Raw genomic sequence first — 25,131 nt, forward strand, 5'->3', positions numbered from 1 at the left:
GAGGTCGAGGCGGAGCAGGACGCCACGCTCGCCAAGACGCTCGTCGATGCCGGCAGCACGGTGGAGGTCGGGTCACCTGTTGCGGTACTGCTCGAACCGGGCGAGCAGGTCGCCGAGATGAGCGTGCTCCTTGCGCAGCTGGGCGTGGCTGCCTCCGGGCCCGGGGGAGTCAATGGGCAGTCGGCTGCCGTCGGCGGCACGACCGCACGCACGCAGACGGACTCCGTAGTCCAGCAGACGCCCGCCGCTCCGCGGGAAGAGGAACGCCTGTTCGCCAGTCCCCTCGCGAGACGGCTCCTGAAAGAGGCCGGCCTGTCTCTGTCCGATGTCGAGGGCACCGGCCCCCACGGCCGCATCGTGCGCAAGGACGTCGAGCGCGCGATCGCCACCAAGGCGACCGGGGGCACGAGGGCAGGAGACACGATCGCCACATCGGCCGGAGCCGCTTGCCCGCCACAAGCAGAGGGGCCCGCGTCCTTCCTCGGTGCGCAGACCACGCCCTTGCATCCTGCTGCGACAGGTCATACGACGTCCGCGTCACCTGCGGAAATGGTTCCGCACACCCGACTGCGGCGTGCCATCGCCGCGCGACTGATCCAAAGCAAGCAGACCGCACCGCACTTCTATCTCAAAGGCAGCGCCCGCCTGGACGCCTTGCTCGAACTGCGTCGCCAGATCAACGACGCTTCGCCCGTGCGCGTGTCGGTCAACGACTTTCTCATCAAGGCGGCCGCGATTGCGCACCGCCGGGTGCCAGAGCTGAACGTTGTCTGGCAGGACGACGGAATGCTCCGCTACACCTCGGCCGACATCGGCGTCGCCATCGCTTCCTCGCGCGGTCTGGTCACACCGGTGCTGCGGTCCGTCGAGTCACTGCCCGTGAGCGCTGTCGCCCAGCAGGTCAAAGGGTTCATCGAGCAGGCCAAGGACGGCAGGCTCGCTCAGCGTGACCTTGAGGGCGGAACCCTCACTCTCACCAATCTCGGCATGTACGGGGTGGAAGAATTCTCTGCGATTATCAATCCGCCCCAGGTGGCCGTCCTCGCTGTCGGGGCGGGGCGGCGTGAGCCGGTCGTCGGTAACGACGGGCAGCTCAGCGTAGCGACGATCACGCGAGTTGTGCTGTCCGTCGATCACCGGGCAGCCGACGGCGCAGACGCCGCGCGGTGGATGAGCGAGTTCGTCAAGGTTGTGGAGCAGCCGATCCTTCTCCTTGTGTGAAGTTCCGTGCGCGTGGGGCGGTGCTGAGGCAACAACGGCCGGGATGCTGTCTCCAGGGGGACGTTGAGTGCACAACTCACGCCCAGGTTCTGTCTCCTTGGTCAGCGTCGGCAGTCATGGACCAGTCCCGGGAATACCAGCCGTCTCGGGTGCGATGAGGACGGGCATCCACGCACGCCGCGTCCAGCGCCCGGTCGCCTCGCTGCTACGTGAGCCGAACCGGATTTGGTAGCGCCCTGAAGCCAGGCATGATCGCCTCTGTCGGCGACGCGTGAATGCTGGGGGTCAAGGGGTCGTGGGTTCAAATGACGCCGTCCCGACAGAGAACTAGCAGGTCAAAGGCCGTCCCCGCGCAGCGGGGACGGCCTTTGACGTGCGGGTGTTTGCTCCCATGTGGGAGCGGGCTGGGAGCCCTCGTCCTCCCATGCTCCCAAGGTGTCAATCATGCCCGATTCGTCCATCACCCGATCCGGTCGATGTGGGGCGCGGTACGAAGACGCTGGGCGCCGGCGCTGCGGGCGGTCCGTTCGCGCAGGCAGCCCCCTCTGGGCTGCCCTTTCCGCCGAAGGTGTGCCCTGTCAAGGCGAGGCAAGGCCCCTTGGCGTTCCCCCGCAGACGGGTCACTCCCAAGCCGAGAGCGCCGTACCCAGCCGTTCGGCGCGGTATGGGCCTCTTCGTGGAGGGCCACCACGATCGTCTGCCTCGCCTTCTACGCGGCCACGACACCCACTTCACTGGAGATGGCCCGGCTGCGGATTGCTACCCCTCGTAGGGCCGATGAGGACCGACGGAGAGGTCCTCGGCCGCCTGGACCTGCTGGTGTTGCTACCCCGCCGCGGCGGCCACGGCCGGGTACCTGGCGGGGGAGATCGCCGGGATGGGCCCCTTCCGGCTGCTCCACGACGGGCGCGGCGGCCCTGCCCGCCGTCTCCTGGACGCTCGGCGACCCCGAGCGCGCCCCGTTCACGCTCTACGAACTCGCCGACCGGCTCAGGATGCGGGGCTGGCAAGTGCCCGCCTACCCGCTGCCTTCCTCCCGGGAGGACACGGTGATCCAGCGGGTCCTGGTCCGGCACGGCATCAGCCACGACAAGATCATGCTGCTCGCCGACGGCATCCGTACGGCGGTCGCCCGCCTCATGCCGGGTACCCCCAGGGAGGCCGGCCGTCCCGGCTTCCACCACTGACGAGACCGGCCAGGAGCCGTCCCAGAAGCCGTCCCAGGAGTCCGCCGAGGGGGCCGGCGAGTCTGCGTACCCCCGGACCACCGTCCCCGGGACGGCGCCGAGCGCTTCGGGGGCGGTGCGCCACCTCGGTGCCGGTGTCACCGAAGACGCCGGGGCCGGCCGCGAGGACGCCGACCCGGCGAGCGGTCGGGCGCGGAACCGGCGGGCGGACGTCAGATGAGAAACGGAACGGCCGGGTGGTCGCCGCCGAGGATCGGCCGCGGATCCGCGCCCAGCACGTTCGCCAGGACCGTGGCGTAGACCGAGCGGAAGTCGGTTGTGCTCCTCAAGTCCTCACCGTCCAGATCCGCCAAGTCCGGCTGCTCGCCGTAGAAGCCGCCTCGTACCGACGTCCCCGCCACCAGGACGGGTCCGGCGGTTCCGTGGTCGGTGCCGTGGCTGCCGTTGGTCCTCACCCGCCGGCCGAACTCGGAGTAGATCATCACGGTCACATCGACCTCGTGCCCGGCCAGCCGATCGACAAAGGAGGAGACGGCCTGATCGACCTGGCCGAGCAGCCCCGTCTGCGCCGCCTTCGCTGCCGCATGGGTGTCGAAGCCGCCGAGACTCACCTCGTACACCTGGGTGACGAGCCGTGCCTCGATACAGGTCGCGACGATGCCGAGCTGCTCGGCGAGCGCGTTGGGACGCAGGAGCACTGTCCCCGGGCCTTGTTGGGCATCCCCGGCATCCCCGGCATCCCCGGCGGCCCCGGCCGCGGCGGCCGCCAGCGGCTCCCCGACCGCCGCGGCCAGGCTCGCCAGGTCGCCGATGCTCGCGGCGACCTGGGCCTGGACCGGCGGGTCCTGCGCGCCGGGCTCGCCCAGCAGGGCCAGGGTCCGCTGCGCGATACCGGGCGGTCGAGTCAAGCCGGCCAGGGGGATCGCCGCTCCGGCCGTCAGATCTCCGACCAGCATGGGCGGGAGCACATTCCCGATCGAGACCGCTCGCAGCGGGTCGTTGTCCGTGGTGTCCAACCAGCGGCCGAGCCAGCCGGTCTCCTTCGGCCGGCCCGGCGAGGCGGACTGCCATATGTCCATGGACCGGAAGTGGCTCCGGTCGTGATCGGGGTAGCCCACACCGCGGACGACAGCGAGCCGACCGGCTCGCCATAGCCTGTGCAGGCCCGTCATCGACGCGTTCAGGCCCAGTTCCTCTCCCAGGGGGAGAACCTCGGACTCGTCGTAGGCCAAGGCGGCGCGAGCGTCGTGGTACCGACCGTCGGTGTAGGGAACGACCGTGCTCAGACCGTCGTTTCCGCCGTACAGCGTGACGACCACCAGCACGGGCCTGCGGGCCTGCCCCGGTTGCTCCACGCCGCTGCGCAGAAGGCGCCGCAGGCCGACCGTACGGGCTCCGTCCGCCAGGGCCGATGCCCGGGGCACTCGCGAGGCCCGCAAGAACCTGCGCCGTGTCCGGGTGTCCATGGGTACTCCTTCTCCTTTCGGGGTGGCTCAGTTGACGAGATACTCCGGCGACACCAGGGCCGCGGTCAGCAGTGACCGAGGATCACGTACGACCCGCTCCAGCGCCGTGCGTGTCCGGGCGGTCCAGCCGTCGGCCACACCGAGCATCCGGGCCACATGGTCCGGACGCGAACGTGCCGTGCGGGAGGCGATCGGGCGGATGTCCGCACGGGCCGCCGCCCACTGCGCGAAGTCGAGCCGAGCTTGAGCCGTGGCTGTGGTGAGCCAGGCCCGGCCCTGCGGCCAACCGCCGACGTGGGGCGGCGCGAAGGGAGCCTGTCCAAGTCTCGACAGGGTCACCAGCACGGCCGTCCTCTCCTCCCCGGCGTCGGATCCGACGCCGATCCCGAGGGCGCGCAGTACTCCCACCACGTACTCCACGGGCTGCTTCACCAAGGCGCCGCGCGCGTGCGGGCCGGTGAACGCCGGGTCCAGGAAGAGGGCTCGCAGCACCGCGTGGATGTTCCGGCCCGGCCCATAGGCGTCGAGCAGGCGTCCGAGTACATCCGGCGGGGGAGGTCCGGGGGCGGCGAACCGGTTCCACAGCCTGGTGACGACGAAGCGGTGCGAGGCCGGCCGGTCCACCAGCAGCGCGACCAGGTCGCCAGCGCCGAAGCTCCCCCGGAGGCCGAAGACCTCCTTGGTGCCGGGGTCGTGGGCGGACGGCTCGAAGACGTATCGGCCCGTCGACTGATCGACGCGCAGGCCGGTCAGCGCCCGCGCCGCCTCGTGGACATCCGCCTCCGCATAGCCGCCGAGTCCGATCGTGAAGAGTTCCATGACCTCGCGGGCGAGGTTCTCATTGGGGGCGTCCTTGGTGGCGGCCTCCGCGTCGAGCCAGACGATCATGGCCGGATCGGTCACCATCGCCGCCGCCAGCTTGCCGAAATCGCCGGACCCGAGGCGGCGCAGCGCGATGTTCTGCCGCAGCATCAGATGCGCGCTGCCGACCTTGTGTATCGATGTGGCGAAGTGGCTGTGCCAGAAGAAGGTTCGCTTCTCCACGAGTGCGGGTGAAGCCCGCACCATGCGTTCCAGCCACCAACCGGCCAGTTGGCGGCCTTGTTCAGCGGCCTCGTCGGTGGCCTTCCGGCGCACCACCAGGTCCGGGTCGACCGAGAGCGGCCGGTGGTCGAAGTGGGGCGGCCGCGGGCCTTGGCCGAGGCCCTCGCAGGTGTCCGGCGCGCCGAGCAGATCCGCCACCGCATCCGCGTAGCCGCGTTCGGCGGCGGCGTCGATCTCCTCGGGCGTGGCTCCGAAGCCCGAGCGGCGTATCAGGTGCGCCACGACCGGCCGGAGATCTTCTTCCAGGGAACGTACCGACCGCCGTCTGAATCCCTCCGACCGGTTGTGGCCCAGTCGCATGGTTACTCGCTGTCCCACTTCATCGCGATGTCATAGTGGTCGCTGTCGGCGAAGGGCGCCGCCGACGGAGTGGTGACCTGCCTCGGGGCGGCGTCCTGGCCGGGCGCGGCATTCGCCTGACCGGCCCAGCCGACGATCCCGGCCACGGCTCCCAGCGTCGCGGTGGTGACGGCGATTCTCCGCCGCAGTGTCCTGGTCATCTCGGTCACTCCTGTTTATTTCGGATTCGTTTTGGAAATCATCGCCGAGCCAGAGCGCTCCGTGGCGTGGGTGCCCGGCATGGCAGCCGAGCCGGGCCCATGGACGCAACGGCCGGCCGAGTAGCACCCGGCTCATTCGGTAAGCACGCCGGCTCCGCAGGCAAGGGCGACGGTAGCGGAGGCTCCGACCGAATCGCGCTCTTCGCCGGGATCCCTATAAGTTTCATCAGATGTGCCCGCGAAGTGATATGCCTGTGAGAGGAGTTGTGTATATGCGCGGGCAGGCCCGCCGGGTGGCTGCCCCGTTAATGCTGTGGTCGCCTCCGCTGGTCTCGTGGTCGCCCGCAGTCGGCCTCTCGTGAACCGAAGACTTGACGCAAAGCCCTTTACGCCGGCGACCGTTTCCCGCCTAACGTGACGAAGACGCGGCGGGGGTTTCGGCGTGAAGAGCATGTACGAGGATGAAGTTCTCATTGCCGCTCCGCCGCGAAGACGGTCTCCGAGATGACAGAAATGAGTCGAACCGTGAACCATGGCCAGAAAGGTCTAATCGGGCTGATCGCGCTGGGGGCCACGTGCCTGGCCACCATGACGCTGGCACCCACCGCTCAGGCAGAGGGCGGCAGTTACATCCGGATCAAGCACAGCGGGGCCTTCGTCGCCAACACCTGCTACGACTGGCGCGGCGCAGAGAAGAGGAACTACTGCCACACCGGACGGCCGGTCGGAGATTCCTGGCTGGCGTATCTCCCCACGGGAGCGACGGGAGCCCTGATCGACCTGAGCGTCTGGCCCAGCTTCGGTGCCAAGGCCAGCGCCGTGGTGACCGACACCAGCCAGAACCACTGCTTTGAGATCAGCGGTTCCGCGCTGAATCCGACGCTGCTCGAAACCGGCTGCTGAAAGCCGAACCACAGGAGAGAACAGTGAACTCGAAGTCCCGAATGTGTGTCCTCGCCGGCACCTTCACGGCCGCGGTCGCGGTCGCGCTGCTTGTACCGACAGGATCCGCGGCTTCCCTGACCGAGGTGAACGGCCACACGGACAACTGGGTGAACGAGGGAGCCCCGTCCGCCGAGTACGACAACGGTTACAAGGTCGACTCGCAGTCCGAGGTCCGGGCAGTGCTGGACCAGTGCAACAACCGATCCGTGTCCTGCGCGTCGACCACCGTCGGCACCCCGACCCAGGTGACGAAGTGGTTCGACGTGGACAACACCGGCACGGGCACCGGCCCGATCGAGGCCTGCGGCCTGGGCGAAGGGGAGATCAGCCAGTCGGTCGGCGGCTCCCACACCTTCACCTGGGGGTGGAACGTGGGCGCCGCGATCGATATCACACTCATCAAGGAAAAGCTCGGTCTGAACCTCAATGCGCAGTACAACGAATCGCACACCGAGGCCAAGAGCGGTGACGTCAGGATGACCGTGAAGAAGGGTGAGAAGGGGATGCTCAAGTTGGGCTACGACATGGAGCGGAAGGTCGCTGATGTCACGGTCCAGGGCGGAAAGTTCGGCGGCGCGAAGATCAGCGGACTGCGCATGGAAATTCCCCTCAAGGGCGGTATGCGAGTGGGAACCGACGTAGTGCCGTGCGGCGGCACGCTGCTTAACGGCCGCTGATCCGGAAACTCTCCAGAAAGGTCGAGCTCATGCTCAGGATTAAGCGGTCGGCGGCATACGGTGCCGCCGCCATGGGAGTCGCTCTGGTCGGTGCGATGGTGACGGTGCCACAGGCAAGTGCCGGTTCGGCCAACTCCATCGGGTTCACGAACAACGGATGGTTCCTGGTCGACACCTGCTACAAGTGGAAATCCTCGACCACCGCCGACTCGTGTGACTACGCCAAGCCCATCAACCAGGACTGGCATGTGGACATTCCGGCCGATGCCAAGGGCGTCAGGGTCGAGGTGACCGTGGCCGGGCAGGGCAGCGGCGGGAACATATCGCCGCAGATCACTGATCTCAACCGCAGCCACTGCTATGTACTCAGTGGCTACACGTTCAACCCGACCATCACCGAGAAGGACTGCTAGACCGGATCAGAGGAGGCAGAGATGAACCTTGGGTTGCGAAAGAGAAGGAATTTGGCTGTATGCGGTGCCGCTGCCCTCGGCGTCACCCTGGCCGGTACGATGGTGCCGACGGCCTCCGCGAACCCGGACAACTACATCGGGTTCAGGAACGACTCGGGGTACTTCGTCGACACCTGCTACGCCTGGAAGGGCCCGGCCGGGATCGAGAGCAAGAACTACTGCCACTGGGCCAGGACCGTCGGGACCAAGTGGCAGGCGCACTTCCCGGAGGAGGCGACCGGAGTCACCGTCACCGTCAACTTCACGGGAAGCCACTCGGAACCCGTCTACATAGACAACGCCGACAGCAGCCACTGCTACCAAATCACCGGGGTCTGGCCGAATGGCCATCTCCTGAAAGTGCAGTGCTGAGCGTCCCGTCCGGCCGTCTCGAAACGGTCGAGCACCGGCGATAACCGCCGGAAGACCCTCGGGTCGGGCCCTCGTGCCTCCGGGCTCCTTGCGAGCACCGGAGCGCGGGGGCCCAGGCATGGGGGCCGCGTGCCGGAATGCGCGAGGTCCTCGCACGGCTCAAGGCATGTGTGCCCCAACCGCGCAGGTCATTTACCGCACGGTGACCTCGAACCTGTTAACGAGGTGTCCGCCCGGCCGCGGAAAGAGGTGCCACCCAGGACAGCGCCGAGCTCCGACCGGCCACTGATGTGGAGTTTGCGGTAGACCCCGGTGAGGTGGGTCTCCACTGTCCGCAACGACACGAAGAGGCGCTCGGCGATCTGCTTGTTGCTGCAGCCCTGGACGGCAAGCGCGGCGACCCGTTCCTCACTGGTCGTCAGAGTGCGGCTGTCCGCCCCCCGGCTGCCGAGTCGGCCGCCCGCGTCGTGCAGACGCCTGTTCAGGCGCGTCGCCAGAGCGCACCCTCCGCGCCTGACGGCTATGCCCAGCCCACGCCGCAGGGCTGTCCGCGCTCCGCGCTTGTCGTCGCGCCGCAGCAGCGCGGATCCGTAGTGGTACAGGGCTCGGGCGAGTTCGAGGTCGGCCGGAGTGCCCTCCAGCAGGCTCGCCGCCTCGGCCAGCTGGGCCAGCCCTCGTGCTCCATCGGTCGCCGTTCCCGCGGCGAGCAGCGCCACGCCGAGAGCTCGCGGGATCTGGCAGCGCCTCGCCAGATCGAGCTCCTGCTCGATCAGGGCGCGTGCTTCGCCGTGGTTGCCCAGGGCGCGATGAGCGGCGGCAGCGCGGGAACGCCAAGGGGCGATGGCGGGATTGACCGTGCCCGCCGACTCCAGGTGATGACCGCACTCACGCAACAGTGACAGGCCCGCCCGGAGGTCGCCTTGCGCGGTACGCAGCGCGGCCAGGCTCATCAGGAAGCGCGGCCACTCCCGGGAGACCGCCGCCGGGCCCGGGGAGGAGTAGGCCTCCGCGATCTGCTCGGCGGCATGCAGGTCCCCCAGTTCCAGGAGGGTGTCGATCCTGATGGCGTCCAACGTCATTCTGTGCGGCAGCTCACCTGCCGTGAGGGTTCCTTCGGAGGCGGCCCGCGCCGCCGCGGCGGCCTCCTTGATGTCACCTCTGCGCAGCCAGACAGCCGCCCGGTAGACAAGCAGGGACGATGTCGCCAGTTCCAGTCCCTTCTGCCTTGCCTCCCGCGACAGGCGGGCGCACAGGTCCTCGGCCCGTTCGAGCTCGTCCAAATACAGCAGGGACTGCGCCAGGAAGTAGTGCAGGGGGAAGAGTTCGTGGGAGAACGGGGGCGGATTGACACAGATCCGCTCCACCGTCTCGGTGATGCCGGAGGCCGGCCGCGCCGCTCGTACGGCGTTGAAGGCGCGGATCGCGAGGAGTTGCCGCTCCCCAGGGGTGTTGCCGGCCAGTTCGGCGTCGAGGACGGCGCCAGAGGCCGCAGCGTCGGTGGGGATGCCGGGGTGCTCGAACTCCAGCCAGTAGCGCAGCGCGTAGGCTCTCAGGGCCGCCTCGCGGCCGGTGGACGCGGCGTCTGCCCGCTTCGACAAGTCCGCGGTCAGCCGGTCCAGGTCCGGCACACGTGCCTGTGCGCCTGACGACAGGAGGTGGGAGTATGCCAGTACGCAGACGACCTCGAAGCGGGCAAGCTCGTCGGTCAGGCTCTCCAGCGCGGCCGTCCCGTACGACATCGCGAGTGCGCAGTCGTAGTGGCTGGCGGCCACGGCGAGCTGAACGAGGAGCGAGGCGCCTTCCCCCGGCTGGACCTGCTGGTGCACGGCGTGACGCAGGTAGGTCACCGCCATCTGCGGCGCCCCTCGGCGCAGGGCCTTTTCAGCGGCCCGGCGCAGGACCGTCAGGACCCAGCTCCCGGGCACGGGTCCGGCGGCCAGGAGGTGGGCCGCGACCTCCTCGTCGGGGCGGCCGCTGAGGTGGAGGACATGGGCCGCTCGGGCGTGTGCCTCACCCACCTCCTGGGCCGGCCATTCCCCCAGGACGACTTCGCGGACCACGGGATGCACGAAGCACAGGTCGTCCCCCGCGCGCAGCAGTCCGCTGGAGTGGAGCTCGGCCGCAGCCGACCGGATCACGGCCTCCCCCTTGCCGCAGTACGCGGCAAGCAGTGTCGGCGGCATGTGGTCGCCCAGGATCGCCAGCCCCCGTGCCAGGTCGGCCATGTCCTCGGATGCGTTGGACAGCCGGTGTCCGATCTCGCGACTGACCGTCCGCAGTCCGAACGACCGGATCTTCTCCTGATCCGCACTGGTGGCCTCGACGCCGCTGCCCAGCGCGTCCCACAGCAGCGCGCGAAGGAAGAGCGGGTTGCCATCTGTGGCGGCGTGGCAGGCGGCGGAGAAGGACGGATCCGGCCGGGGCCCGCCGAGCACCGCGCCCACCAGCTCCTCCACGCCGCGGGCGCCGAGTGGTCCCAGGACGAGGGTGCGGCATGTCGATGGGTGCAGGAGCGCGCTGAACGGTTGACCGGGTTCCGGTCTCTCACCGGTGCGGGTGGTGGCGGCCACGAGGATGGGATGGGTCTCCGCCCGGTGGACGAGGCGGGCGAGCCAACGCAGCGACGGGGGATCGATCCACTGCAGGTCGTCTACGGCCAGCAGTAACGGCTGCCGGCGGGACAGGCGGAACACGAGTGTGTCCAGGCTCCGCAGTGTCTCGGCGGCGTCGGCACACGCTTCGGAGAGGCCGTTCTGGCAGCCCTCAGGGTCCAGCAGGCGCAGCGCTGTCTCCCCAGCTCCTTCGAGCAGGGACAGGCGATCGCTGTCGGAGGCGGCGGCCATGAGGGGCCGCAGCAGTCGGCGGACCGTGCCGAACGCGAATTCACTCTCCAACCGAGGGCAGCGCACGCGCAGCACGTTGAACTGCCGGACCCGGTCCAGCCAGAAGTGCAGCAGGGTCGACTTGCCGAAACCGGCGGGCCCCTGCAGCTGCACTACGCGGGTGCGCCCCGACAGGACCTCCTCGGCCAGGGCATCGAGGGCGGCCAGTTCGTCGGAACGCCCGACCACGGGCCAGTCGACGCAGACCGAGGAGATCCTGTCCGGCGGGTGCGACCGGAGCGGTCCACTTCGTTCTGTCCCTTCACATCTGCGACTGGTCTTCATCCGGGCCCACTTTCCTTCGTTCCGGAATGCTAGACGCCGCTTACTCGATCCAGGTTGTTTCGCAGCCGCGCATTCACTGCCCGAACTCGCGGCTGACCGCATGTGCGGCGCTTCGTCCTGCCGGACTCATCCGGCAGGACGGATAAGTCGCCCCGCGGCGTCGTCCCCGCCGGGGCGAAACACAGCGATCAGGCACCTGCGTCGACGGGCCGCGGCTGCGGGTGCCGATAAAGCGTCCGCCCAGTTTCACGGCCGTGATCGCCGGTCTCCGTCGGCGCCTGCCCCTGGCCCAAATGTCTTCACCTGTCCAGGGCGCCGGCGGCATGATGATCTGTCGTGCTGGTGCGCCTGGCCCACCTCGCCGCGGCCAACACCCTGGCGCTCCTGCGTCTCCTGCCGATGAGCGACCGCGATGAGGAAATCGAGATCCTGGCGCTGCGGCACCAGCTCCTTGTCCTGCAACGCCAGGTTGGCAAACCCGCCTTCACCGACACCGATCGCGCGATCCTCGCCGGTCTGCTCCACCACCTCCCCAAAGACACCCTGCGCAGCCAGGCCGGCACCCTGCTCGCCTGCGACTTCTTCGAGACCCCGACTTCTTCGAGACCCGCACCACGACCGGGGCACGCCTGTACGTCTTCGCCGTCATCGAGCACTCCACCAGGCGCGTCCGGATCCTGGGCGTCACTGCGCACCCCACCGCGCAGTGGGTGGTGCAGCTCGGACGCAATCTCCTCATGGACCTCCAGGACGCGGGCAGCAGGGCCGGGTTGCTGATCCGCGTCCGGGACTCGAAGTTCACGCAGGGCTTCGACGCCGTGCCGGCCGACGCCGGGGTCAAGGTCGTCACCACCGGCATCCAGATGCCCCGAATTGAACTCCCTGACGGAGCGCTGGATGCAGACCTGCCGGCGCGAGCTCCTGGACAGAACACTGACCTGGAACCAGAGCCACCTTCCGCACGCGCTCGGCGGGTTCGGGACCTTCTCCAACGAGCATCGGCCGCACCGAACGCTGGAGCAAGCCGCTCCGCTCCGCCCACGACCTGAGCCGATCAGCGTGCCAGGACAGATCAGAGCCCCGGAGGTCCGCCGACGAGACCGACTCGGCGGAACCCTTCAGGAATACCAATATGCCGCTTGACCAGGCCAGATGATGAATAATCCGCAGTGCTCGACGTAGTTGTGGATCCGTCCACGCACGACCGCAAGAACACCCGCAGACGGGCCACTGTGCGAAATGCGGTGCGCGCGACCACGGGGTCAGGTGCTCCGTCGCCGCGGGGGTTCCCGGAGGCCGCGTGCAGGGCTTCGAACGTGCAAGCCGAGAGGTTTTGCGCACGGTTCTGAGAGCCGGGGAGTGAAATCCTCCCCGGCTACTCATCCGATCATTCCGTGGACTTGATGAATATCGTGTCCGAATCGGCCACGGCGGTGTCGATGGGCTGGTACCAACTGTAGTCGTCGGGGCCCTGCCCCTCCGGCCCTCCGCTGACCATGCCCTGGGCTATGACGAAGCCTTCCTTGTTCGGGTCGAACTGGTAGACCGCTCCGCCGCTGTCCCCGTGGTCGCCGACGAGCGCGGCCTTGGACATGCCTGTGAGGGTGTGGCCGTCGCTGTACGTGACTGTCGCGTCATGGGCGGTGATCGGCCCGCAGGTCTGACCGGTTCTGTGTCCGGACTTGCAGATCTGGGTGCCCACCGGTGCCCGGCCGTAGCCCGAGATCTTCGCGTAGGCGCCGTTGTACAGGTTGACCTGGGTGGTCGGACGGGGGGCGGCGATGTCGTCCACGTGGATGGTGCCCCAGTCCATCGGACCGTACTTGTGGCTGACGCCACCGCCGATGTGCAGGAGTTTGTGGTACCACAGGTGGCCGCCCGAGTCGAGGCAGTGACCTGCCGTCATCAGCAGGTCCGCGCCGCTCCTGTCCTGGACCCACCACCCCAGAGAACAGGATGAGGCGTTCCCCGAGGTGATCTCGTCGCCGTCCTGCATCCCGTAGTTGGGAGCCATCCTCCCCTTCACGGACCGCACCTTCACCGCGGCTCCGAGCTTTCGGACCTCCGCGAGAAAAGCCTTGTTCTGCGGACGACCACTCAGGGACTCGGCCACCTCGATCGTGACCACATTCCGGGGAACATCGATGTACCACGCCACCCCGCGCGGGGCATGCCGCTTGGCGAACCCAGCGACCGAGCCCTTGACCGCTTCCAGGTCGTTCGTGGAGCGAGTGACCAGGCGGGACTCGGTGTTCGGAGCATCAATCGCGGCCGCACGCTGCCGATTGGTGACCGCCACCAGCAGCCTGCCGCTCTTCTGGTCGATCCAACTCCCCGCACTCCAACTCGGCTTCAACGCCTTGTCCAACTTCGTGGCCGTGCGCGCGAGCTCGGACTGCCGCACCAGCCGGGTTTTGGCCTCCTCCACACTCAGGTTCTGCGCCTTCGCATAAGCCGCCATCACCCTGTCCGCAGGCTTCGCGCCGGGCGCAGGGGGACCGGCACTGGCGTACTGCAGCCCACCCACGGCCAGCGCCGCGCCACCGGCCACCGCCAGCACCGCACCCCAACGCCGCCGCGAATTCAAACGTAAGGACATCGAAATCACCACTCTCCAGCGGGTAGAAGACCCCAGCTCTTGGTTCGGGAGTCTCACCCCCATGGACACGGCAGCACCCCCCGCCCAGTTCAAAGCGAACGCGATACCGACCCAGGCCGGAAACGACGGCCAAAGCGGCCGCGGAGGACCTCGGGGTCAACACCGAGACACCGCGCAACTGGATCCGGGCTGACGACGGACCGCGCCCCGGAGCACACCCCCCGACACCTACGGCTGCGCCGGACCAGGCCACGGGCCCGGTGGAAGCAGGGCTCGAACGGAGCCTTCCCATGCACAGCCGGGCCCGCCGCCATTGCGCAACTCGACGCCGAGACCAGCAGGTCCGCCCACCGGCGTCAACGTCAGCCACACATCCTCCGCGGCTGCGTCGCCGGCCCACACCTCCGCTACATCCTCGAAGAGAACCCTTCGAGTCTCTGATCAATAACAGGACATCACTCTGCACGATCTGCTTCGCCGCGGTCGGGCGCACGAAGCCGCCGGTAGTCCTTCCCCTTGAAGCTGCGTCGACTGCACGTCCACCGCGTTACGGTCATCCGTGGAGCCGGTTCTACAGAAGTGTGGCGGGCCGTGCCGGGCAGCAGCACCGTCGCTTCCGCTGCTCGTGTGCTGTCCGCTCTCGCAGTACCGGCGGGGCAGCCCCGCTGCCGCCTCGGCACACCACGACACCGCGCCCGCGCGGCGGGGCGTCAAGATGAACGACCTCTTCGGCGCCGAATCGTTCGCCGAGTCTCAGGTCAGGGAGTTCGTACAGCTCTTAGATACGGCAGCACGCATGTCCCGCATGTTCCGCATGCCCCGCCCCCAGCAGATCACCCTGCTGCGGAGGCGAGGGCAGCAGGATCCATAGCCCTGCCGCCCGAGCTTGGACCCAGTAGGCCCGCGCCTACCACAACGCCGAGCGCGGCGCGGAGACGGCCGCTGACCGGCACGGCACGGTCGGACTCTGGCTCCTGGCCTCCAGGTGGCTGTGTTCACGAGAACCGACAGCACCTGTGCAAGAGTTTGGGAGCACCCAAGCTCTGCAGAAAACGAACAGTTCATGACTTCGGGCAGCACGGGCCCCTGTCGAGAGTTCGGCGGGGGCCCATGGTGTGGAGAGCTGTGGAGGGCCGGGACCTGTCCTCGATGAGCAGCATGCCGGCCGACATCGGCTACAGCCTGCTGCCGGTCTGACGGCCCGGCCTCACTTCAGATGTCGGGTGAAGAACTGGGCCGCGGCGTCTCCCGCGAACTGCGGGACGCCGGTGTGCCCGCCCATGTTGGCGTGCAGGGACTTCTCCTTGGAGCCGAAGGCGTCGAACAGGTCCAGGGCCGCCTGCCGATCGTTCCCTTCGTCGTCCCACTGCAGCAGGACGTGCAGTGGAACAGTGACCTGCCGGGCCTCCTCGAACATGGCGCGAGGCACGAGACTCCCGGCGAAGAAACCGGCGGCCGCGATGCGCGGCTCGACCACCGCAAGCCGGATGCCGATGGAGATCACTCCCCCCGAGTACCCGACCGGGCCGCCGATCTCGGGCAGCGAAAGGAGGGCGTCCAGGGCGGCCTGCCATTCCGGGACTGCCTTTTCGACCAGCGGGAGGACGAGGGCGTCGACGATCTCGTCGCTGACCGGCTCGCTGGCCTCCATCGCCCGGCGCAGGTCGGCACGGGCCTGCTCGGCGGCGGGCCAACGGGGCCGGTCGCCGCTTCCGGGGAGCTCGATGGTGGCCGTGGCGAAGCCCTCCGCCGCGCAGTGCCGGGCCCGGGCCACCAGTCGGGGGTACATCGTGCGCAGCCCGAGGGGAGGGTGGCCGAGCAGGATCAGCGGCGCCGGTGCGGATGCGGGTGTCCACAGGATGCCGGGGATCTCACCGAGGGTGAATTCGCGTTCGAGGACGCCGTCGTCGAGGCGCTGCTCGGAAGTCAAATGCATGGCCGTGCCTTTCGGGAGTGCACTGGAACGGCGCTCCCGGACGACCTGTCTATCGCCCGACCGTGACCCCGGAGGGGAGCACCCGCGTCGATACTGCGTTCACGGGTACCACCTCCTCGGTCCTTCGCACGGCCTCCGGAAATGTAGCAGTGGTCGCCCCTCGTCCGCCAAACGGGTTTTGCGGAGTCTCCGTGGCCGGATACCACGCAGACACTACGCAGAGCTACTTGGGGTGTCGTCGCGACTTCCCGGGTGGCGGCTCTGCGACGGCGGGGCGCACCGGCGCTGTCGTTTCTTATGCACATCGAACACGACGCACCGCCGACGCCTCCCTAAACTCGTGTACAGGTGCTGTCGTCGCTCGTGAACAAAGCCAGCCTCCAGGCCAGGGCCGCCGCGATACTGGGCGACACGGAGAACGTGCGGGGCGCCCACGGGCAGGCGGCCGACCAGGGGGGCCGCTCCACCACGCTCACCCGTGGCACGTACCCCAGAGCGACGGCGGGCAGGCCGCTCACGTCCTCAAGCGCCTTGCGGGTGGCCGACTTGGGCCACAGAACCCGTCCTGCTTTCCAGCCGCGGACCGATGAGCCGTCGAGGCCGCCAGGGCGTCCGGTCAGCCGATCCAAGGCCATGTTCACATCGTCGGCGAGGCTATTGGAGCTGTAGCCGTGTTCGGCCATCCACGCCTCAAGAACGACGTTGCGCGTGGTGTCCATGCACTGCACGGTAGCTCTGACGTCACCTCACCCAACAGGTAAAGGGGTGGTCAAATCGCCCTAGGATTTCCTTGGGTTGGACGACGAATCGTCCCAATCACTTGGCGGGGAAAGTGAGTTGTCCGGCTGTTGGCCGCTCGCCACTTCCTCCGGCGCGTGCGGCTGTTGACGGTCCGGCCTCTCCCTGCAGCCTTCTCAGGCGTAAGTCGGACACCGAGACGACGCGAGGGCTCAACCCAATGACGAGTCTGATCACGCTAGTGCAACCCGCTCCCACCGGCCACCCCGCCTATAGCCTGACCTTCCCATGCGAGCCTGCCAGGTCCGAGATAGGCCGGAAGCTCGTCCGTGACGCCCTCGGGGCGTGGCGCCTCGGCAGCCCTGCCGACGCCGCCGCGCTGATCACGTCGGAGCGGATCGCAAATGCAGTCACGCACACGTCCTGCAACTCGATCCGCCTGATGGTCGGGCGCCCGAGCGTGACTACTGGGGTTGGCGGGGCGACGACAAGGACAACTACTACAACTTCCTGACCAAACTGGCCAACGGCCTGCACCAGGAAGGGCTCAAGCTCCAGGTCGAAGGCCCGCCGGACACCACCACCGGTTTCGACTACGGCGATGTCATCGCCGCGGGCGCCGACCAGGTCACGATGATGACCTACGACGCCCAGTACCAGACTCCGTCCGACGCCGGCCACTGCTACGGCTACGCCCCGTACGCCTGGATGCGGGGCCTGTGGACCAGCGCCCTGGCGCCGATCCCGGAGGCCCAGCGGTACAAGTTCGTGGCCGGGCTGCCCTCCGAGGCCTACAAGGCTCCCGTCCTGGCCGGTACCACCGCCAATTGCGACCACCACGACGACGCCCAGGGCAACTCCGTGCTGCAGGGCAACCTGACCATGCAGGACATGCAGGCCGCGCCCGGTTTCTCGACCGACCCCGAGGTGATCGAATCGCGCCGCGACCCGGACTCGGGCGAGATCCAGTGGGTCGCTGATGGCTGGGTCTACGACTACGTCGACCAGACCTCGCTGGACGCCAAGCTGGAGTTGGCGAAGAGCCTGGGCATCACCAACGTCTCGCTCTGGGTACTCGGCGGCGGCAACGCCTGGTTCTAAAGGCGCCTACCCGCCACGCCTTCTCGGGGTCCGCGGACGCCGCGGACCCCGAGGAGCAGCGAAATCAGTTCGGTGTGGATCGCGGCTGGCGAGCCGGTCGGTCCGGCCGGCGGCTCGGGGGAGGGGACGGGCCGCAGGGCGGGTGTGCGGTCGGTCGTGGTGTCGGACATGAGGGAACCTCGTTCGCGTGAGGGGTACGGGGTTGAGGTCCCCGGCCGGGGGCGCGGATACGCGGATGGGGTCCGCGCGTTCGCCGGCCGCGTGCGCATCGCGTTCCTGTCCGGCGAACACGGCCGTCGTGCACGCGGAGTTCACGATCTGGAGCCCCGCGTGGTTCGTCGGCCACGACCATGGACGCTCCGGATCGGGCGGGAAGTCAAGCGTCTTGGGTCATGTGAGCGCCCCTCAGGCCGGGTCACGGCGGCAGCCATGGGTGGCGGATCGGTGCGCAGTGGTGGTCGACGCGGCGGTCGGCAGGCGTGGGCCGGCAATGGCCAGGTGCGGGGCGGTCCGATCGGCGGGGGATCGGTCGCGGTGGCTGGGGGCCACTTCATTCGCTCGGGTGGGGTGGGTCGGCGTGGCGGGCCCGGGGCTGGTGCGCTTGTTCGCCGTTGTTCGTCGGCCTTGTCGAGACCGACGCGCGAGCTGGGGAGCTACGGCGTCGGGCGGCTTGGTCGTGGTGGTGAGCGTGTCGAAACGGTCCCCGGGGTCGCCTCTGCTACGGTCCGCTTTGCCTAAATGTTCCATAAAGGACTGCTTTGCGCCCCCTGGTGGTCGAGAGGACATGGACCATGAACGACTTTTCCCGTCGCCGACTGCTCAAGACTTCGGCTGTCGCCGGTGTCGGCGCGGTCGCCGTGTCGGGCGTCGCGGCTGCCGCGGCCCCTGGTGCGAGCGCCATGACGGAGGCTTCCCTGAGTGAGGTGTACGGGGCGGAGCGCCCGTCGGCGAAACTGACCGGCCGCATCGTCCGCCCCCACGACCCCGGGTACACGGACGCGCGCCTCGGCTGGGACCAGCTCTTCTCTCACTATCCGCTGGTCATCGTCTTCGCTCAGAACACCCAGGACGTGGTCAACGCCCTGACGTGGGCGCGGCAAAACGACGTCGCGCTGCGGATCCGGAGCGGCCGCCACAGCCTTGAGGGTTGGTCGAACGTCGACAGCGGCCTCGTGATCGACATCAGCGAGCTGAAGTCGGTCCACATCGACAGCGCCGCTCGTGTCGCGACGGTCGGCGCCGGACTCAGCCAGCTGGAAGCGGTCACCACGCTCGCGAAGCGGAACTTCGCGGTGACGACGGGTACCGAAGGCACAGTGGGCCTGTCCGGTGCGACGCTCGGCGGCGGCTTCGGCTTCCTGACCCGCTGGCTCGGGATGGCCTGCGACAGCCTGATCGGCGCCGAGGTCGTCGTCGCCGAGGGCGCCGAGTGCGCCAAGGTGATCAAGGCCGATCTGAACAACAACTCGGACCTGCTCTGGGCGCTGCGCGGCGCGGGCAACGGCAACTTCGGGATCGTCACCTCACTCACCTACAAAGTGGCCCCGCTGAAGAGCGTTACCTATGTGCAGGCGACGTGGGACGGCATCGGCGACCTGCGCAGGGTCTTCGACGCCTGGCAACGCACCGCGCTGCACGCTGATGACCGCCTCGGCACGCAGCTCGAAATTCACCGCAACCAGACCCTGCTGTTCGCGGTCCTCGCGGAGGGGACACCCGCGGAGGCGAAGAAGCTGCTGAGGCCGATCCTGTCGGTCGGCAGTCCCCAGGTGTCGGTGCAGGTAGGCAACTGGGGCGAGGTGTATTCGGGATTCCAGATTCCGACCGAGAACGAACCCGCGAACTGGAAGTTCTACTCGCAGTTCACCAGGAAGCCGTTCCCGGGCAAGGCGATCGACGTGATCTCCTCGTTCATGCGGGACGCGCCCACGGACGACAGCAACTTCTTCACTCAGGCGTTCGGCGGGGCGGTCAGAAGGAGCCCTCGCGGCGGCACGGCGTTCCCGCACCGCGACGCACTCTTCTACTCCGAGCCCGGTGCCGGCTGGGGTACACGTTCCGACCGGCCGGGCATCTGCGACCCGCTCACCCCGCAGGCTCAGGCTTGGATTGCCGAGTTCAGTCAGGCCATGCGCCCCTACGTGGACGGCGCCTACGTCAACGTGCCGAACGTCGGCATGCAGGACTGGGAGACCGCCTACTGGAGGGACAACTTCGACCGCTTGCGCAAGATCAAGGCGAAGTACGACCCGCACAACGTCTTCCAGTACGACCAGAGCATCCCGCCTGCGTCCTGCTGACCGAGCAACGGCCTGAGCTCCTGGCGGGGTTACCGGCCGTGGCCCAGCAGGCGGCGTGGAGCGACCTCGGCCGGGACCTTGCCGCACAGGTTGCCGGGTCGGGCCGGGGCGCCCTGCCGGGATTGCTCCCGGTGGGTTTCCCCGACCCGGCCGCCGAACCCGGCGTGCCCGTCTCCGAGCACCGGGCTCTCCACGAGATCCATGCCGTTGGGATCGGGCCGGTCAGGGCGTCCGGCCAAGGGCTGGGGATGCTGCTGCCCCGGTAGCGACACCGAGTGATCGGCACCGTGCCGAGGTGGAACAGGGTGATCCCGTCCAACTCGACGAGCTTCCAGTGTCCTCGCGGATCGCGGAGCCATCGACCCGTTCGTGCGGGGGAGCACGGCGTCGCTCCCCACGCGACGGGGCAGTGGCTTCCGGGTTACCGCCCTTGGAGCTCGTAACACGATCCTGTTGAGATGCCCCGGTCGAGCGTGACTGGTCTGGCGATTCGGCCATCCGTGATGGTGTGGATACTTGGCCGTGGACCGGACCGTGGACGATGTCGATTCCTCTCACCGGCCGCTCCGGCGAGGCTGTTGCCAGAGGGGGCCATGTGCCGCGGGCTTCGGTAGGCTCGGCGCCGCAAGCGGTGGGTAAAGGCACACTCGGGGGAATCGTGACAGATCATCAGCAGGGACCGGTGCGTGCCGGCGGAGCGGACGCTCCGGCAGCGGATCCGGAGGTGTTCCAGCCGCTGGCCGAGGACGACCCGCGAACCGTGGCCGGATACCTGCTCAGCGCCCGGCTCGGGGCCGGTGGCATGGGAAAGGTGTACCTCTCCTACACGCCTGGCGGGCGACCAGTGGCGATCAAGGTGATCCGCCCCGAGTTCGCCGAGGATCCGGGCTTTCGCCGCCGGTTCCAGCAGGAGGTGCGGGCCGCGCAGCGGGTGCAGGGCCTCTACACCGCGCCGGTGATCGACAGCGATACCGAGGGTCCGCGCCCGTGGCTGGCCACCGCTTACGTCCAGGGGCCTTCTCTGCACGCGGCGGTCGCCGCACACGGCGCGATGCCGGTGGAGACCGTTCTGCTGCTCGTGGCCGGCATCGCCGAGGCGCTGCAGGTCATCCATGACGCGGGCATCGTCCACCGCGACCTCAAGCCGTCCAATGTGCTGCTCGCGGTCGACGGGCCGCGCGTCATCGACTTCGGCATCGCGCGGGCCGCCGACGCCACCGCACTCACCGGCACCGGCGTCAGCGTCGGCACCCCGTCCTTCATGTCGCCCGAGCAGGCGGCCGGGACGAGCTGCACCACGGCAACCGACGTATTCGCGCTCGGCCAGATAGCGGCCTTCGCCGCGACGGGTGTCGCCGCCTTCGGCGACGGGTCCTCGCACGCCGTCCTCTACCGGATCGTGCACGAGGATCCGGACCTGTCCCGACTGCCGGACGAACTGCGGGAGATCGTCACCAGCTGCCTCAGCAAGGACCCTGCGCAACGGCCGTCCACCGCCCGGATCATCGAAATGTGCGGCCAGGCATCCCAGGACCCGGCGCTGCGCCGCCCGGACGGTTGGTTGCCGTCCTCCTACGCCGCTGATCTCACCCAGGCGGCCGCCCCGACCCCGCCGCCGACACATCTGCCGACGCAGGGGGCTTCGGGAACGCCGCTGCCGACACACCTGCCGACGCAGGGGGCTTCGGGAACGCCGCAGCCGACACATCTGCCGACGCAGGCGGCCTCGCGAACGCCGCCGCCGGTTCATGCGCCGACCCAGCCCGCATATTCGCACTCGGTGCCTCCCGCCGCGGCGGGCGCTCATGCCTACCTCCCGACCGCCGGGTATCCGTCGCATGCGATTGCCGGGGCCCCTGGCGGCTATCCGAATACCCCTGCTCCCGGGACCTTCGGGGGTCATCCGACGGGGCCGGTGCCGACTCAGCCGCCCCGCAGGCAGAACCGTGTCGCACTGGTCGTAGGGGGAGTGGTCGTCGCCGCACTCATCGGCGGCGGTGCGTACATGGTGGGTCACCGGGGCGCTGCCGACGGCTCGCAGAAAGCCCAGGGCAGCACGCGGAGCAGTGCGCCGCAGTCCGGCGGCCCAACGCCGAGAGCCGACGACACCAGCGGAAACAGCAAGGCCCCGGCGGCGCCGAAGGGCTCCGTGTACAAGAACCTCAGCATCCCTGCCGGTTACACGGTGACCTTCGCCGACGAACCGCCACACCCCGAGGACCTGGACGTGAACTACGAAGGGGACTTCGGATACGACAGTGACATGGTCCTCGGGTACGGCGTCACCACCAACAGCACCAAAAACACCCTGGCGTTGCTGGGATCCGGTGAGCCGGGTTCGCTGGCCGGCTGCCGCGCCGACACCCGGTACACCACGCGCATCGAGAAGGACAAGCTCAGCACGGGGTCCCGGATCTGCGTGAAGACCGGCTCGGGGCACTACGGTCTGGTCACCGTGCGCGGTTTCGCATCCAAGGATGAGTCGAGCCAGTTCATCAGCGTCGACCTCACTGTGTGGCGCAACGTGGCCACTTCCTGAACCGGCGGCCGTCCCGTCCCGCAGGCGCTGGAGAAGGACGAGGCTCCAGCCGACGGTCAGCCGGCTGCGCATACCGGGTTCGGAGATGAGGGCGCAGCCGCGGGTTCCCTGCTTGGTGAGTGTGTCCGGCCGGGCGAGTTCGTCGTGGCCGAGTGCCTCGAAGCGCACCACTTGCCGACTGCGCTGTTACGGCGTCCTAGGGAGCTTGACGGCGCGCCAGGTCTGCGATGGTCTCGAAGTGGAGCAAATGAGGAGAAGGTCCGCTCCGCTGCGCGCGCGTAGCAGTGCCCTCGCCTCGCGGGGAGGGCTCGGCACGTCGGTGCGAAGGTCAGTTGATCGTGTAGGCCTTGTCGAAGGCGGTGATCTGGAAAGGTCCGTTGAGGTCGTAGTTGCCGGTCTGGGCGATGCGGCGGATGGCCTCGACGCGGTCGACCGACTCCGACCATTCCTTCTGGGTCGCTTCGTTCTCCGGGTTGAGCAGGTCGTCCTTGCGTACGTCGAGGAACGCGTTGAGCCAGGTCGCCTCGCCCGCCTCGGCCGCTGTTCCGACCGCCTGGTCGGTGCGGGCGATCAGCGCCGGCAGCGCGTCGTACTCGCCGCCGTTGCCGTGCTGGATGGAGGCGTCGTACAGCTCCGCCCGGGCCAGGGCGGTGTGCAGCCCTTCGTTGTCGGCGTCCTGCATGGCTGGAGTGAAGTAACGCTGGTTGACCTGGTCGTCCTGAACCTGGCGGAAGACCGGGTCGTTCTGGGCGGCCTGCTTCCAGGCCGAGATGTAGTCCGCCTCCGGCAGCCCGCTGGTGTCGCCGCTCCCGTCCGCGGCGAGCCTTTGCAACTCGGGGATGAACCTGGCGAGCGGGTTGCCGGGAACCAGATTGGTGTAAGTCTGGATGACTTGCAGCGCGTCGCCGTCGTTGGTGGTGAAACCGGCCCGTCCCGCGGTGACGCCGCGCCCGTCGGGGAGGGCCTCGGCGTAGTCGTACCGGATCGCGGTGGTCGCGTTCTCGAAGACGCTGATGATCTGGTCGGCGCGGCTGCGCTGGGCACCGGTCAGCCACTCATTGCCGGCACCGAACGCGGTGGTGGGGACGGCGATGGCGATGGCGAGTGAGGCGGCGGTCAGCGCGAGGGCGCCTCGGGCGCGCTTGCGGATCTTGGTTGTGGGACTCATTCAGTGCTCCTTGCAGGTGGGACGCGATGATGCCTGTGTGGTGGGGCGGCGGTGTGCGGTCGTCGGGCATGCCGTTCACAGCCTTGATTGCCCTGGGCAGGCAGCGCGGCAGTCAGCAGCGGCAGCGAGCGGCCGAGGCCGTCTGGAGGAATGGGGTTGATCGCCTGTTTGCGGCGGAGAGGTCCCTGAACGGTCGGTCGGCCCAGTCCGCGGGTCGTCCCCGTTCAACGTGTCGTAGCCGAAGGCCGGGGGCCAGGCGCGACTTAGTTAGGAAACTTTCTTAACACCGCGGGATGCTAGGAGCCACCACCGTGCGGGGTCAAGAGATCTGTGACAAGGGCTTGTGGCGGACCCGCCGTCAGCCGGGGAACCGCGGGCATCAGATGTACATGACCTCACAGGATGGGCCGAGTTCGCGGACGGCGGTGTCACGAGCCCTGCTCACCGCGGACGGATCCGTGGGCGTCCATGCACCGTGCCGTTCGTCGTGCCGTCAAGGCCGCTCGTCGCGATTACCGATCCATCCGCCGCAACAGGCGGCCCGCTCGGCGTTCCAGGAGCACGCATGCGTGGACGGCACGCCTCGGACGGCGTACACAAGAAGCGCGGGGACTGCTGCTACAGGCAGGAACCGTCTTCCACACGGGTGACAGCGGCTCCGACCCCGCAGGCCCGCGACGCCGGCAGAGGGCGAGGGACTCCATGCCAGACCCCGTCCGCGCACAGCCGATTCGCCGCTGCCACTCGCTGCTCCGGCGCCAGGGCCATCGCGTGCTCCGTCAGTGATGACCGCGTTGCTCTCGGTCGGCGTGTACCAGCGCCTTGCCGAGGGCAGTGACCGCCACGCGGGCCGCTTGGCGGATGCCGCGGCTGCGCGTGGCGTCGATCGGTCCGACGATCACCGTTGAGGTGGTTCGTGAGTTGCTGCGGCTCTGAGGTCGACTGCGTGGGTGAACTGGAGTCCGGGGCAAGCGAAAGCCGGAGGACTGTCCGGTTCGGCCGAGGGGTCCGCAAGCCGCGGGTTTGAGTCGTCGGCAGGAGCCACAACCAAGGGCTGGTCGATCCAGCCCCCTGCGACCTGAGCAGACGCCCTGATCGTGACGATGTCGGCGCATCCATCGAAGAGCCGTGCGGGCTGACGGTGATCCTGGCTTCGGGGCAACCGGCGGACCCTGGCTGCGGCAGATCAGCGGCGGTTCGCGGGATGAGTTGTTCAGATCGTAGAGTTTCGACCTCAGCGACCGGTCATCACCAAACTGCCCCCAGCCAGTGGTCTTCCCCGTCCCCGAGCCCGGTGTGAAGTGTCGGCGCGGGCCATGCGACAGCTGCGGGGCGTCGAGTCGGGCGTGTGGCGAAAGCAGACGACCCACCTGGTCCCGCAGGCGGCGCTGCCTCGTTGGCTGGTTGGAAGCACAAGTAGCAGGGCATGCGCGCGTCGTGGGGCACCCGCATGCGCGGGGACCACGACCAGGACCAGTGGGTACCCGTCCCGACGCCGGGCCCCCGGCGTGGCGACGATTCGCAACGTTCGGGCGAGTGTGACCAACCGGCAAAAGAGCGTGCAGACCTGACTCTTCGTCAAGTCGTATTCGGTAAATGCCTCGGCTTTTCCCCGACCGCGGCATTTATCTCCTGCCCCTGCACGTAATCGGGCACAGA

At 68.5% G+C, this 25,131-nt stretch carries 19 protein-coding genes; 9 read left to right on the top strand and 10 right to left on the bottom strand.

Features of this window, described 5'->3' with window-relative positions:
* On the top strand, nt 1–1,221 hold a 1,221-nt coding region (locus IEY86_RS28675), incomplete at its 5' end, for a 2-oxo acid dehydrogenase subunit E2 (protein ID WP_189134796.1).
* A 995-nt stretch (nt 1,222–2,216) separates the two neighbouring features.
* Complete coding sequence (locus IEY86_RS28680; protein WP_189134797.1) at nt 2,217–2,408, top strand: hypothetical protein; 192 nt, start codon at nt 2,217–2,219, stop codon at nt 2,406–2,408.
* Between the two features lie 212 nt (nt 2,409–2,620).
* Here IEY86_RS28680 and IEY86_RS28685 read toward each other — a convergent pair whose 3' ends face one another.
* The 3 genes from IEY86_RS28685 to IEY86_RS28695 all read right to left on the bottom strand — a co-directional run bounded on the left by IEY86_RS28685 (nt 2,621) and on the right by IEY86_RS28695 (nt 5,478).
* Complete coding sequence (locus IEY86_RS28685; RefSeq protein WP_189134798.1) at nt 2,621–3,874, bottom strand: DUF1501 domain-containing protein; 1,254 nt, start codon at nt 3,872–3,874, stop codon at nt 2,621–2,623.
* 27 nt (nt 3,875–3,901) lie between these two features.
* Complete coding sequence (locus IEY86_RS28690; protein WP_229698842.1) at nt 3,902–5,200, bottom strand: DUF1800 domain-containing protein; 1,299 nt, start codon at nt 5,198–5,200, stop codon at nt 3,902–3,904.
* Between the two features lie 80 nt (nt 5,201–5,280).
* On the bottom strand, nt 5,281–5,478 hold the full coding sequence (locus IEY86_RS28695) for a hypothetical protein (protein ID WP_189134800.1): 198 nt from the start codon (nt 5,476–5,478) through the stop codon (nt 5,281–5,283).
* A gap of 525 nt (nt 5,479–6,003) precedes the next feature.
* Here IEY86_RS28695 and IEY86_RS28700 point away from each other — a divergent pair.
* The 4 genes from IEY86_RS28700 (at nt 6,004) to IEY86_RS28715 (ending at nt 7,924) form a co-directional block, all read left to right on the top strand.
* Entirely contained in the window at nt 6,004–6,381 is a 378-nt protein-coding gene (locus IEY86_RS28700; RefSeq protein WP_189134801.1) for a hypothetical protein, read from the top strand.
* Between the two features lie 23 nt (nt 6,382–6,404).
* Nucleotides 6,405–7,100 (top strand): hypothetical protein, encoded by a 696-nt coding sequence (locus tag IEY86_RS28705; protein ID WP_189134802.1) that lies wholly within the window; start codon nt 6,405–6,407, stop codon nt 7,098–7,100.
* Between the two features lie 71 nt (nt 7,101–7,171).
* The gene (locus tag IEY86_RS28710) at nt 7,172–7,513 is read left to right on the top strand and encodes a hypothetical protein (RefSeq protein ID WP_189134803.1); all 342 of its coding nucleotides are present in this window, start codon (nt 7,172–7,174) and stop codon (nt 7,511–7,513) included.
* A gap of 51 nt (nt 7,514–7,564) precedes the next feature.
* Nucleotides 7,565–7,924 (top strand): hypothetical protein, encoded by a 360-nt coding sequence (locus IEY86_RS28715; protein WP_189134804.1) that lies wholly within the window; start codon nt 7,565–7,567, stop codon nt 7,922–7,924.
* A gap of 188 nt (nt 7,925–8,112) precedes the next feature.
* Here IEY86_RS28715 and IEY86_RS28720 read toward each other — a convergent pair whose 3' ends face one another.
* From IEY86_RS28720 to IEY86_RS36885, 5 genes are all read right to left on the bottom strand, one after another.
* A complete protein-coding gene (locus IEY86_RS28720) occupies nt 8,113–10,995 on the bottom strand; it encodes a helix-turn-helix transcriptional regulator (protein WP_229698843.1) in 2,883 nt (960 codons plus the stop codon).
* A gap of 342 nt (nt 10,996–11,337) precedes the next feature.
* A complete protein-coding gene (locus IEY86_RS36875) occupies nt 11,338–11,619 on the bottom strand; it encodes a hypothetical protein (RefSeq protein ID WP_229698844.1) in 282 nt (93 codons plus the stop codon).
* An 859-nt stretch (nt 11,620–12,478) separates the two neighbouring features.
* Entirely contained in the window at nt 12,479–13,552 is a 1,074-nt protein-coding gene (locus IEY86_RS28730) for a S1 family peptidase (protein ID WP_189134806.1), read from the bottom strand.
* A gap of 1,345 nt (nt 13,553–14,897) precedes the next feature.
* Entirely contained in the window at nt 14,898–15,626 is a 729-nt protein-coding gene (locus IEY86_RS28735) for a dienelactone hydrolase family protein (protein WP_189134807.1), read from the bottom strand.
* A gap of 332 nt (nt 15,627–15,958) precedes the next feature.
* The gene (locus IEY86_RS36885; protein ID WP_229698846.1) at nt 15,959–16,345 is read right to left on the bottom strand and encodes a hypothetical protein; all 387 of its coding nucleotides are present in this window, start codon (nt 16,343–16,345) and stop codon (nt 15,959–15,961) included.
* Nucleotides 16,346–16,709: 364 nt separating this feature from the next.
* On the opposite strand from IEY86_RS36885, the gene IEY86_RS28745 reads away from it, so the two are divergent.
* Both IEY86_RS28745 and IEY86_RS28750 read left to right on the top strand, forming a co-directional pair.
* A complete protein-coding gene (locus IEY86_RS28745; RefSeq protein ID WP_189134808.1) occupies nt 16,710–17,465 on the top strand; it encodes a glycoside hydrolase family 18 protein in 756 nt (251 codons plus the stop codon).
* Between the two features lie 791 nt (nt 17,466–18,256).
* Entirely contained in the window at nt 18,257–19,765 is a 1,509-nt protein-coding gene (locus IEY86_RS28750; protein ID WP_189134809.1) for an FAD-binding oxidoreductase, read from the top strand.
* A 29-nt stretch (nt 19,766–19,794) separates the two neighbouring features.
* On the opposite strand, the gene IEY86_RS28755 is transcribed toward IEY86_RS28750, so the two are convergent.
* Nucleotides 19,795–20,004, bottom strand: coding sequence for a hypothetical protein (locus IEY86_RS28755; RefSeq protein ID WP_189134810.1), 210 nt, complete (start codon nt 20,002–20,004; stop codon nt 19,795–19,797).
* A gap of 419 nt (nt 20,005–20,423) precedes the next feature.
* Here IEY86_RS28755 and IEY86_RS28760 point away from each other — a divergent pair, with 419 nt between their 5' ends.
* Nucleotides 20,424–22,304: a serine/threonine-protein kinase gene (locus IEY86_RS28760; protein WP_308425182.1), complete on the top strand. Its 1,881-nt coding sequence runs from the start codon at nt 20,424–20,426 to the stop codon at nt 22,302–22,304.
* A 328-nt stretch (nt 22,305–22,632) separates the two neighbouring features.
* Here the strand turns inward: IEY86_RS28760 and IEY86_RS28765 are convergent, their stop codons facing one another.
* The gene (locus IEY86_RS28765; protein WP_189134812.1) at nt 22,633–23,472 is read right to left on the bottom strand and encodes a chitosanase; all 840 of its coding nucleotides are present in this window, start codon (nt 23,470–23,472) and stop codon (nt 22,633–22,635) included.
* Nucleotides 23,473–25,131: the final 1,659 nt, after the last annotated feature.

Source organism: Wenjunlia tyrosinilytica (assembly GCF_014646055.1).
GTDB classification, from domain to species: domain Bacteria; phylum Actinomycetota; class Actinomycetes; order Streptomycetales; family Streptomycetaceae; genus Wenjunlia; species Wenjunlia tyrosinilytica.

Bases quoted from the DNA above. Each gene is read 5' to 3' on its own strand.
- IEY86_RS28730 (WP_189134806.1), bottom strand. From the start codon at position 13,552: ATGGCGGCTTATGCGAAGGCGCAGAACCTGAGTGTGGAGGAGGCCAAA.
- IEY86_RS28765 (WP_189134812.1), bottom strand. From the start codon at position 23,472: ATGAGTCCCACAACCAAGATCCGCAAGCGCGCCCGAGGCGCCCTCGCG.
- IEY86_RS28735 (WP_189134807.1), bottom strand. From the start codon at position 15,626: ATGCATTTGACTTCCGAGCAGCGCCTCGACGACGGCGTCCTCGAACGC.
- IEY86_RS28680 (WP_189134797.1), top strand. From the start codon at position 2,217: ATGCGGGGCTGGCAAGTGCCCGCCTACCCGCTGCCTTCCTCCCGGGAG.
- IEY86_RS28750 (WP_189134809.1), top strand. From the start codon at position 18,257: ATGAACGACTTTTCCCGTCGCCGACTGCTCAAGACTTCGGCTGTCGCC.
- IEY86_RS28710 (WP_189134803.1), top strand. From the start codon at position 7,172: ATGGGAGTCGCTCTGGTCGGTGCGATGGTGACGGTGCCACAGGCAAGT.
- IEY86_RS28685 (WP_189134798.1), bottom strand. From the start codon at position 3,874: ATGGACACCCGGACACGGCGCAGGTTCTTGCGGGCCTCGCGAGTGCCC.
- IEY86_RS28695 (WP_189134800.1), bottom strand. From the start codon at position 5,478: ATGACCAGGACACTGCGGCGGAGAATCGCCGTCACCACCGCGACGCTG.
- IEY86_RS36885 (WP_229698846.1), bottom strand. From the start codon at position 16,345: ATGGACACCACGCGCAACGTCGTTCTTGAGGCGTGGATGGCCGAACAC.